Below are 8967 nucleotides of genomic sequence, written 5' to 3' on the forward strand. Positions count from 1 at the left end.
TGCGACACGCCCACGGGTTGAGATGCTCTCTATTGATCCGGCCAAACCTCCCAAGTTTAATGACTGCGAGATGCTTTTCGAGGCACATGGCTGACACCGTCTCTGCCTGAGAGGCGATGGCTGATTGTCACACGTCTGCTTTTGGCACTAAGCAGAAGGCAGCCTCCGGCCCAAAGCGGACACTGTCATCGGCAGTGCAAGTTTGCGATCTACAAGCTAGGCGATTTTTTTGGCGGCGTGTGCGCTACCCCAAAGGGAGCCCGGGTTGATCCGGTTCGGATAGAGTGCCAGCATCTTGTGGTAAAGCTCCTCCGCTGTTTCGGTCTCCTGATCCAGGCGGTCGAAGTCCAGGATGTACCGTCGCGTTGCTTCAATATGGGTGGGGCTGTTGTCGGGTTTGAGCGGCCCATGACCAACGATGACGGCGGTGGGGTATAGGACTGCCGCCTTATCAAGGGCTGCAAGCCACGCTTGTCGCCCGGCTGTGTCGGTTTCCACCAGAAACGGATGGGCCTCGTTGTAGACGACGTCTCCGGCGATGAGGAGACCGAGCGAAGGGACATAGAGGCCTGTCGTATCGTCTGTGTCCGTGTGCCCCATCTCAATGACTTGGAGTACATGTCTCTCCAGCTCGAAGGTATTGCCCGTCATGCTCTTAGCAACTGTGAGATGTTCAGGCACCAGTCCTGGAAAGCGCCGCTTCCAGTTGCGTTCGAGTTCCTCCGGCGACGCGGTTTTACGCATCGCCGCAACGACATTGGGCACGGCTATGGCCTGCGCTTCCGGAAAGCGTCTGAGCAGCATGGTCAGCCCAAAAAAGTGGTCCGGGTGGGCGTGGGTCAGGTAGATCGTCCGCAGGTTTCTCCCCTTGGATTCTATCCAGTCGGCAAGCTCTGTATTATGGGCGTCGCTGAGGAAGGTGTCGACAAGAACGGCGTCATGTTGACCCCAAAGCAAGGTGACTGTGTTTGCTACCCATGTCAGGTCTTCCTTGCCTGGCGGTACACCTTGCGTCGCACTCGGCCGCTTGCGAATGAACAATTCCCAACGTAGCTCAGGCTGGTTTGGAGCATCGGTCATGTGCCGGTTCCATTCTTAAAGGTTTCATTAGGTTCGAAAGGCGGAAAGCGTGCTAGCTACGAAACGCAGACAGGTTTTCCGTCAGCCAGCTCTCCACTGAGCGGGGCGGTCTGCCAGTGAGCTGCAGGACGGTGTCAGTCGTTTCGGAGAGGACGGAGTCATGGAAGATGCGATCGAGGCCGAGCATGATATCAGCGACCATCTCACTCGTACCGGAAGCGATCAGGATCTGTCGCTGCTCGGAAGGCGTCCTCTGCCTGTACAGGACCTCACGACCAAGTAAGTGCGTCAGTTCATCTGCCACGTCCTGCATTGTGACGGCTCGTGGTCCAGTGAGGTGATAAGCTCGCTGCGTGCCCAGATGCCGCTCGTCGAGAAGAGCAGAAAAAGCCACGTCGGCCACATCACGGGTGTCTATGAGATTAACGCGACCATCACCCGCAGCTCCACCCCAGGTTCCCACCACAACGGCCTTGGCTGCCCTGTTGATGAGGATGTCCACGAACGTGCTGGCTCGAAGGACCGTATATCCGATGTCATACTTCGCGAGGTGAGCTTCGATCTCCATGTGCCAATCGAACGGATGGAGACGTGTCGGCGGCCCCATGGCCGAAACCTTGACGACATGTGAGACACCGGCGGACACCGCGGCATCGATGACGGCGATTTCATTGCGGACCTGATCAGGAGAGGTCCCTTGTGCCAGAAAAAGACGATCTACTCCAACGAGTCCTTTCGAAATCGTGTTTGGGTCATCGAAGTCCACCACGGCTCGATTTATGCCCTCAGGCAGCCGTTGCGGGTTCGGGTCACGCGTGAGCGCAACAACGTGTACTGAGTGATTAAGGAGTCTGCTCGTGAGGTAACTTCCAGTCCGACCCGTCGCTCCCGCTACGCCAATGACCGGACGGCCAGGCTTTTTTAAAGCAACATCGATCATCTTTTCCGACCTCTTTTGGCTTGGCCCTGGCTAAACGCGTGGAGCAACGCCGCCAGAAGTAAGGGAGGCTTAGGAAGATGAATTGTAAAATGCAGTCGTCGCAAGGCTGCCGCGTAGATCAGTCGTAGCGCAAGTTTATCGTCGGCAATTGGCGCTTCAGCGACATGGCCAAGGTCGTCCAGGTGTCGCGAAAATCCCGATTTTGCGACGCCGTGAAAGTCAGGCAATCAATTCGAACAAAACTCGGGAGTTTTGCGAAATGGAGAGAACATGACCGTATTGCGGATAGTCGCCAATCTCGCCGCTGCTGACCCTCAAATTGCGCGGTCGTTCTATGAGCGGCTCTTGGGTCTAGATATTGTCATGGATCACGGCTGGATTCTGACATTTTCCAGCAAGGGAAGCGAACGGCCGCAGGTCAGTGTTGCAAATGAAGGAGGATCGGGAACCTCGGTTCCCGACCTATCAGTTGAGGTCGATAACGTTGATGAAATCTACGAGCGCGCCCAATCTGAAGGCTTCGAGATCGCGTATCCCCTGTCGAACGAGCCTTGGGGCGTTCGTCGCTTCTACGTGCGGGACCCCTTAGGCAACGTGATTAACATCTTGTCGCACAACTCCTGATTTTGCAGCGCTGCAAAAGTCGGGATAACATGTTGAACAAATCTCGGGATTATAGCGACGGCGGAAGCCGGCCGGAAACGGACGTTCATTGACGCTAGGCGTCAGGCACTCGCCTCGATTTTTGTGATGATGATGCATGTTGGCGCAAATAGATTTAGTTGAGTGGCCCTGCCGCCACTCTGTTCTTCGAATTGGCTCCGGTTCATCCTCAACCGTAGAATCCGCCGGACGCCACGAGCCGATCGCCGGTAATCCAGGCCGCATCGTCTGAGGCGAGAAAGGCCGCGGCCTTGGCGATGTCCTGCGGCTGGCCAAGCCTGCCCAGCGGCGTCTTCTCGATCATATCCTTCTCGAACGGGCTTCCGATGAAGCCGACGCTCTCTATTCCCTCGGTATGCGTACCTCCCGGCGCGAGTGTGTTGACGCGAATGCCGCGAGATCCGAGCTCGGCCGCAAAGGCACGCGTTAGGCAATCCAGCGCGCCTTTGGTTGCAGAATAAACCGCCATCCCCGGGACCGCGCGAATGCTGTCAATGGAGCCGATGTTGACGATGCTGCCGCCGGACGGTCCGAAGTGCCGGGCCGCCTCCTGGATGGTCTGGATAACACCGAGAACGTTGGTGTCGAAATGGCTACGGAACTCCTCTATGGTGATGGCATCGAGCGGCGTCGGGCCGTAGACGGCGGCGTTGTTAACGAGGATGTCGAGTCGACTGAAGGCGGACAAAGTCTCCGCAAACAAGCGCTTCACGTCCTCGCCGTTGGCGACGTTTGCCTGGACGGCGATGGCTTGTCCTCCAACCTCGGTAATCGCCGCCACGACATCCTCGGCCCTCTCGCGACTGGATGCGTAGTTCACCACCATCCGTGCTCCCTCTGCCGCGAGTTCCTTGGCTATCGCTGCGCCGATGCCCTTCGATGCGCCGGTGACGATGGCCGTTTTGCCTTCAAGTCTCTTCATTTCCGTCTCCTTAGAGCTGTGTCATTCCGCCATCGACCACGAGGTCCGTCCCGGTCGAGAAGCTGCTTTCATCCGATGCCAGGAAGAGCGCCGCTGCCGCGAGTTCTGCCGGGCGTCCGATGCGACCAAGCGGCACCACAGCGGCCGCCTGCTTACGGAACTCCTCTGCCGCCTCCGGCGATCCCACCTGGCCGTCGATGATGGGCGTGTCGACCGGGCCGGGGCTCAGCGTGTTCACGCGGATGCCCGATATTAGCAATTCCGCCGCCGCTGTGCGGACTAGCGACCGGATGGCCGCCTTCGTGGCGTTGTAGACGCTGTGGCCGGGCAGGCCCTTGGTCGCTAGGCAGGACGAGACGAGGATGATCGACCCGCCGCGGCCCATCAGCGGAATTGCCTTCTGCAAGGTGAAGTATGTTCCCTTGACGTTGATGTCGAACATGCTGTTGAAGTGCTCTTCCGCAGCGTCGAGGATGTTGCTGGATGCGATGACGCCAGCGTTGGCGACAAGGACATCGAGCCGCCCTTCCGCTTCCCGCACCGTCGCGAACAGGCGGTCAAGGCTGCCAAGATCGGAAACGTCGCTCTGTATCGCCTTCGCCTTTTCGCCGAGCTTGTTGGCGGCAACATCGAGTTCAGCTGGGCGGCGACCCGTGATATAGACCTTCGCGCCTTCTCTGATAAAGCGTTCGGCGATAGCAAAACCAATACCGCTGGAGCCGCCCGTTACGACGGCGGTTTTCGAATCAAGCTTGCCCATGATTTCCTCATTTGATCATTTCGCTGCAGCGGTGTGCGATATTGCACAAGCACTGCATCTTCGGCAGATATGCGAAAAGAAACTTGACTTTTAAACTGGCGAGTCGCGCACACCACTTGTGAAAAAACGCACCATGGATCATTGGGATGAGGTTCGAATGTTTCTCGCCGTCGCCGAGGGCGGCACCGTCCGGGCTGCTGCAGAAGCGCTTGAGGTCAACCATGCAACGATCATTCGCGGCATCGGGCGGCTCGAAGAAAAACTCAACACCAAACTGTTCGAGAAGCTGCCGACCGGATACCGGCTAACGGATGCCGGAAGCGATATCGTCGAACTTGCTGGACAGATGGCGACGGCTTCGTCGCAGATCGAGGCGCGCATCTTCGGGCGTGACCAAGATGTCTCCGGCCCCCTGAGGTTCACGCTTCCCATCTCGTTCGCCACCGATCTGCTGATGCCGACGTTAACGGCGTTCCGGGCGAACTATCCGGAAATTGCCATGGAGATACTGAGCTCGGGATCGGTCGTGAACCTCGGCAACCGGGAAGCTGACGTCGCGCTGCGCGTCGTCGTTGGTCGAGCATCACCGCCTGAAAATCTTTACGGAAAAAAGCTCTGCGAATTCCATACGGGGTTCTATATCGCCCGCAATCTGGCAGCCCCTCGTTCGATACCTCCCGCCTGGCTGCTCGGGTCGAACGAAACCGTTCCGACGGACTGGGAGCCGGAGGTCGGAATCAAGATGGCCCCCATGCCGATCCGCTTCGCCGAAATGCGCTCACAGTTAGAGGCGGCCCTCGCCGGCATGGGCATCTCCGCCCTGCCGTGCTTTCTCGGCGATGTCGACCCGTTGCTCGTCCGCGTTCCCGGTGCCCCGGTCACGCATATTGGCGACGTCTGGCTTCTGACCCATGGTGACACCCGGCGCACGAAGCGCGTGCGACTCCTCTGCGATGAAGTGTGCAACGCGATGCGAGGATTTGCGGAGCGTCTTGCAGGGCGTTTCGACGACGGCGCCGCCGAATTCCTGTAATGTTGAGCGGTCGCATTTCCGATGGTGCGACGCCTGTCGTCACTCACCTTAAAACCAAGCTGCTGCAGGTCACCTTTTTGGCACTTCAGCAACATTACCGAAATAGCTACTACCATAGAAGTGTCGCGAAAATCCTGAGTTTCGCGACAAAATCGTCCATGTTGAAAAATTACCGAAAATTCTGTCGCGAAAGTCAGGTGCAAAAGTCAGAGTTTCACGATCAACTTTTGCGACACGTTGCGGCCGCTACGCGGACGGTCATCTGGATTTCAACAGATGAGTCTTCAAGCCCTCTGGGTAGAGGTGAGGTCGATCAGGCAAGTCCAATGCGTCGAGGGCGAACCACTCTGCAAAGCACTTCGTTCCATCATCCTCATGGAACTCGATGCGTGTCTCTTCGGAAAAAGCAGCATCGGGAAATATTACATCGAAGATCGCAAGAAGCTCATGCCCCAGGCTGTCTTCATGGGTGTAGATATTCTCTATGAACAAAGGCGGGCCGACGACTTCTACTGTTATCCCGAGTTCCTCGTGAAACTAGCGGATGACCAGCCGTTTCGCCAAACTCGACCGAACCACAGAGCGGGCGAACTCCCTTTACGCGCCCGGTGTCATCCAGAACTTCGGCAGCAAGAAGTCGGCCACTGCGCCAGTGGAGGCCAAGGGCTTTGAAGCGGATTCTGGGTGCGGGACGCCACGTTGTCATCACCGGGAATTACCAGCAACGCCACCGTCCGCAATCGCCAAAAACTGACTGCCGCAATGTTAGAATAATAGCGACGGCGATTGACATTGACCCGCCGATTAGAGAAGCGCCGATGCCACCCAGGCATCGAGGCTTGCCGCCACCGGGCTTACATGTCTCCAGCGACCTCAAACGAGGAGCGTCTGAAGGTCATTCCAGAGATCGTCGGCACTCTCGAGACCTATGCTCACGCGCAGATATGTCGATCTCTTAGGAAGCTCCATCACATGACGGTCGTTGTCGATCACCATGGGGACGACAAGACTGCGCGTACCGCCCCATGAGGCGCCGATCGCAAAGGTCTTCAGCATGTCCAGCCTCCGGTCGATCACCTCATCGCTGACCCCTTCCAGCCTGATACTGAAGACACCGGCGCTTCCGCTGAAGTCGCGCTTCCATATGTTGTGCCCGTCAAAGCCGGGAAGACAGGGATGCAGCACCTCATAGGCGCCACGACCGGCCAAACGCTCGGCGAATTCTTCCGACACGCTGCCGACATGCCGCAATCGCAGGCTCATCGTCTGGATTCCGCGCAGCGCAAGCGAGCACTCGTCGGGCGAGACGCCGATTCCCAGCGCGCTCAGGGTCCTGCGGAACTTGGCATACAAATCCATTTCCCGAACGATGATGGCGCCCAGCAGAATATCGGAATGGCCACCGACATACTTGGTCAGCGCCTCGGCGACGATATCGACGCCGAGATCGAGCGGCTTGCAGATCAGCCCGGTGGCCCACGTGTTATCGCAGCCAACCAAGGCGCCCGCCGACTTCGAGAGGCGCGCGACCTCGGGAATGTCGCAAAGCTCCATGCTCGTGGAACCCGGAGATTCGATCCAGACCAGTCTGGTTTCGCCCGGACGCAGTTTGCCGCCCAAATCCGTAAGATCGGTCGGATCGAAATATTCCGTCTCAACGCCGAGATCGGAGAGAACCTCGCGCGCGAACTGTTTAACCGGCGGATAGACGTTGTCCGTCACCAGTAGATGGTCACCCTTCTTGAGCAGGGAGAGCATGGCGACCGAAATTGCCGCCTGTCCCGAGGGTAGGATGATCGCCCGTTCGGCATCGTGCATCTGCGCGAGCTGGCCTTCCAGCGTTCGCGTGGTGGGCGTCCCCGATAGGCCGTAGGTATAGCCGTCCGGCGCGCGCGCCGCCCTCGAGCGATAGGACGCGGCGTCAGGAAAGACGATCGTCGAACCGCGATAGACCGGCGTCGCCAGGCTCGCGAATCCTTCGAGCGGCGTTTCAGGCGGGATAACGCAGAGGGTATCGTCCAGGGTCCGGCTGTTGCGCATCGTGTCTCACAGAACTTTAGAGAAAAATTCCTGCGTCCGCTTTTCATGCGGCGCTTCGAAGATTTGCGATGGTGGCCCGATCTCGTGGATGGTGCCGGCATGCATGAAGGCCACCCGGTCGGCAATCTCGCGGGCAAAGCCCATCTCGTGGGTAACGATCACCATCGTCATGCCTTTCTGGGCGACGCCGCGGATCACATCGAGCACCTCGCGCACCATTTCCGGATCGAGCGCCGAGGTCGGCTCGTCGAACAACAGCGCTTCCGGCTTCATCGCCAGCGATCGTGCGATCGCCACGCGCTGCTTCTGGCCGCCGGACAGCATGCGGGGCATCGCGTCGGCTCGTTCGGTGAGGCCGACGAGCGACAGCAGTTCTCGTGCTTCCGCCTCGGCCTGCGCCCGCGGAACCTTGCGCAGCTTGATGGGGCCAAGCGTAATGTTCTCGAGAACCGACATGTGATTGAAGAGATTGAAGTGCTGGAACACCATGCCGACGCGCTGCCGCAGCTTGTCGAGATTGGTTCCATGGCCCAGCAATACGGTCTTTCCGATCAGGATCTGCCCGTCGTCGGCGATCTCGAGGCCGTTCAGGCAACGAAGGAAGGTCGATTTTCCGGAGCCGGACGCGCCGATCAGACAGACGACTTCGCCAGCATTGACCGTCAGATCGACACCTTTGAGAACCTGCACCGGCCCGAAGGATTTGTAGACGCCATGCGCTTCGATCATCGGGAAATCCTCCGCTCCATCCAGGCAGTGAAGCGTTCGGCCACCAAGTAGATTGCCATGTAGATGACGCCCACCATCGCCAGCACTCTTATTGTGTCGAAGTTCATCGAATAGATCGTCTGGCCCGCCATCGTCAGTTCGACGACACCGATCACCGAGAGAAGAGATGTGTCTTTCAGGGTAATGCTGAACTGGTTTGCGATGTTGGGAAGCATTACCCAGATCGCCTGCGGCCAGATGATCAGCCGCATCGTCTGCCAGTGGCCAAAGCCAATCGAGCGACCGGCTTCCATCTGCCCACGATCAACGGACTGGATTCCGGAGCGGATGATCTCGGCCATGAAGGCGCCGGTGAACAGTGTCATCGACACCGTGCCGGCGACCATTGCCGGCATGCGAATTCCGGTGAGCATCGGCAAGGCGAAATAGACAAGCAGCACCTGCACAAGCAGCGGCAGCCCTCGTATGAACGTGCCGTAGACTGCAGCGCTCCCCTGCAGGAACATCGAGGAGGACATCTTCATCATCGCCAAGATGAAGCCAATCACGGTACCCCCGATCATCGCGATGAACGTCACGACGATGGTGAGCACCGCTCCCTGCAGGAGGGATGGAAGATATTCCGTCCAGGATTGATCTGACATGGGAGCGCCTCTGTCCTTAATCGAGATGATACTTCTGGCGAAGCTTCGTCAGTTCGCCATCGGCTTCCATCTTCTTCATGCCGGCATTGATCACGCCGGCCAGATCGCTTCCCTTCGGAACAGCGAAGGCAATGCCGGTCGGATCGGGCGTGTCGC

10 protein-coding genes are annotated in these 8967 nt (G+C 58.4%); 3 read left to right on the plus strand and 7 right to left on the minus strand.

Annotated features, from left to right (window positions below; translation table 11 throughout):
• Nucleotides 1-216: 216 nt before the first annotated feature.
• Entirely contained in the window at nt 217-1080 is an 864-nt protein-coding gene (locus J5286_RS30895; RefSeq protein ID WP_209193774.1) for an MBL fold metallo-hydrolase, read from the minus strand.
• A gap of 52 nt (nt 1081-1132) precedes the next feature.
• Nucleotides 1133-2020: an SDR family oxidoreductase gene (locus J5286_RS30900; RefSeq protein WP_209193775.1), complete on the minus strand. Its 888-nt coding sequence runs from the start codon at nt 2018-2020 to the stop codon at nt 1133-1135.
• Between the two features lie 270 nt (nt 2021-2290).
• On the opposite strand from J5286_RS30900, the gene J5286_RS30905 reads away from it, so the two are divergent.
• Nucleotides 2291-2644, plus strand: coding sequence for a VOC family protein (locus J5286_RS30905; RefSeq protein ID WP_209193776.1), 354 nt, complete (start codon nt 2291-2293; stop codon nt 2642-2644).
• 208 nt (nt 2645-2852) lie between these two features.
• Here the strand turns inward: J5286_RS30905 and J5286_RS30910 are convergent, their stop codons facing one another.
• Nucleotides 2853-3605 carry an SDR family NAD(P)-dependent oxidoreductase gene (locus tag J5286_RS30910; protein ID WP_209193777.1) on the minus strand — a complete coding sequence of 251 codons (753 nt, stop codon included), beginning with the start codon at nt 3603-3605 and terminating at the stop codon, nt 2853-2855.
• A 10-nt stretch (nt 3606-3615) separates the two neighbouring features.
• Nucleotides 3616-4365, minus strand: coding sequence for an SDR family NAD(P)-dependent oxidoreductase (locus J5286_RS30915; RefSeq protein ID WP_209193778.1), 750 nt, complete (start codon nt 4363-4365; stop codon nt 3616-3618).
• Nucleotides 4366-4498: 133 nt separating this feature from the next.
• Here J5286_RS30915 and J5286_RS30920 point away from each other — a divergent pair, with 133 nt between their 5' ends.
• Entirely contained in the window at nt 4499-5398 is a 900-nt protein-coding gene (locus tag J5286_RS30920; RefSeq protein WP_209193783.1) for a LysR family transcriptional regulator, read from the plus strand.
• A 276-nt stretch (nt 5399-5674) separates the two neighbouring features.
• Nucleotides 5675-6070 carry a hypothetical protein gene (locus J5286_RS31680; protein WP_209193779.1) on the plus strand — a complete coding sequence of 132 codons (396 nt, stop codon included), beginning with the start codon at nt 5675-5677 and terminating at the stop codon, nt 6068-6070.
• 201 nt (nt 6071-6271) lie between these two features.
• Here J5286_RS31680 and J5286_RS30930 read toward each other — a convergent pair whose 3' ends face one another.
• The 3 genes from J5286_RS30930 to J5286_RS30940 are packed head-to-tail and all read right to left on the minus strand — an operon-like array spanning nt 6272 to nt 8811.
• Complete coding sequence (locus J5286_RS30930) at nt 6272-7438, minus strand: trans-sulfuration enzyme family protein (RefSeq protein ID WP_209193780.1); 1167 nt, start codon at nt 7436-7438, stop codon at nt 6272-6274.
• Nucleotides 7439-7444: 6 nt separating this feature from the next.
• A complete protein-coding gene (locus J5286_RS30935; protein ID WP_209193781.1) occupies nt 7445-8167 on the minus strand; it encodes an amino acid ABC transporter ATP-binding protein in 723 nt (240 codons plus the stop codon).
• A complete protein-coding gene (locus J5286_RS30940; RefSeq protein WP_209193782.1) occupies nt 8164-8811 on the minus strand; it encodes an amino acid ABC transporter permease in 648 nt (215 codons plus the stop codon). The genes J5286_RS30935 and J5286_RS30940 overlap by 4 nt, the downstream gene beginning before the upstream one ends.
• Between the last annotated feature and the right edge of the window lie 156 nt (nt 8812-8967).

The sequence above is a fragment of the Rhizobium sp. 16-488-2b genome (genome assembly GCF_017741815.1).
GTDB lineage: Bacteria > Pseudomonadota > Alphaproteobacteria > Rhizobiales > Rhizobiaceae > Rhizobium.

Coding starts and splice junctions, on each gene's coding strand:
- J5286_RS31680 (WP_209193779.1), top strand. CDS start 5,675: ATGAGTCTTCAAGCCCTCTGGGTAGAGGTGAGGTCGATCAGGCAAGTC.
- J5286_RS30915 (WP_209193778.1), bottom strand. CDS start 4,365: ATGGGCAAGCTTGATTCGAAAACCGCCGTCGTAACGGGCGGCTCCAGC.
- J5286_RS30940 (WP_209193782.1), bottom strand. CDS start 8,811: ATGTCAGATCAATCCTGGACGGAATATCTTCCATCCCTCCTGCAGGGA.
- J5286_RS30910 (WP_209193777.1), bottom strand. CDS start 3,605: ATGAAGAGACTTGAAGGCAAAACGGCCATCGTCACCGGCGCATCGAAG.
- J5286_RS30905 (WP_209193776.1), top strand. CDS start 2,291: ATGACCGTATTGCGGATAGTCGCCAATCTCGCCGCTGCTGACCCTCAA.
- J5286_RS30920 (WP_209193783.1), top strand. CDS start 4,499: ATGGATCATTGGGATGAGGTTCGAATGTTTCTCGCCGTCGCCGAGGGC.
- J5286_RS30935 (WP_209193781.1), bottom strand. CDS start 8,167: ATGATCGAAGCGCATGGCGTCTACAAATCCTTCGGGCCGGTGCAGGTT.
- J5286_RS30900 (WP_209193775.1), bottom strand. CDS start 2,020: ATGATCGATGTTGCTTTAAAAAAGCCTGGCCGTCCGGTCATTGGCGTA.
- J5286_RS30930 (WP_209193780.1), bottom strand. CDS start 7,438: ATGCGCAACAGCCGGACCCTGGACGATACCCTCTGCGTTATCCCGCCT.
- J5286_RS30895 (WP_209193774.1), bottom strand. CDS start 1,080: ATGACCGATGCTCCAAACCAGCCTGAGCTACGTTGGGAATTGTTCATT.